The organism is Frankia sp. AiPs1 (assembly GCF_023716945.1).
In the GTDB taxonomy this organism is placed as follows: Bacteria; Actinomycetota; Actinomycetes; order Frankiales; family Frankiaceae; genus Frankia.
In genome coordinates this window covers 1-628 of record NZ_JAMQQF010001152.1, presented here as the reverse complement: position 1 = coordinate 628, position 628 = coordinate 1, and the positions used below count along the sequence as shown (strand labels likewise).

Sequence of the window (628 nt, the reverse complement as noted above, 5' to 3'; positions counted from 1 at the left end):
GCGCGCGGCCGCCCGGCCACCTCGACGTCGCGCTCCGCCCGGTAGCGGCGGTAGGTGTAGGCCGGCGCCGGTGCTGGCGCGACGTCGTCGGGGCGCCCGTACTCCTCGGCCAGGTCGGCCAGCAGGACGCGGTAGCTGACCGCGTCGGCGGCGACCATGTCGACGTCGAGGTGGAACCGGCTGGTGCCGTCGGGCCGCAGGCTCAGCGCGGTCGAGAAGACCTCGCCCCGTTCGATGTCGAGTATCTGGTGGGACAGCCGGTCGCGGACCGCGGCCAGGTGCGCGGCGACCCCGTCGGAGTCCAGGCCGCGCAGGTCGTGCACGGTCAGACCGCGCCAGCCCGACCGCGCCTCGACGATCTGACCACCGTTGTCGGTGATCCGGGTCCGCAGCGCCTCGTGCCGCTCGACGAGACGCTCGATCGCGGCGGTCAGCCGGGCCGGTTCGAGGCCGCTGCCGTCGAACTCCGAGTAGAGATGGGCGGCGACGCCGCCGTAGGTCTGCCCGTCGCCGCGCCCGATCCAGTAGGCATGCTGCATGAGCGCCAGCGGGAACTCGGCCCCGGCCGGCTCGGCCCCGGCCGGCTCGATGCCAGCCGGCTCGGCCTGCGCCGGCTGCGCTCCGGCGC

The 628-nt window shown here is 75.5% G+C and carries 1 protein-coding gene; it reads right to left on the bottom strand.

The window, feature by feature from the left end; translation table 11 throughout:
• A partial coding sequence (locus ND748_RS33400) for a condensation domain-containing protein (protein WP_251750202.1) occupies positions 1 to 539 on the bottom strand: 539 nt, incomplete at its 3' end.
• Between the last annotated feature and the right edge of the window lie 89 nt (positions 540 to 628).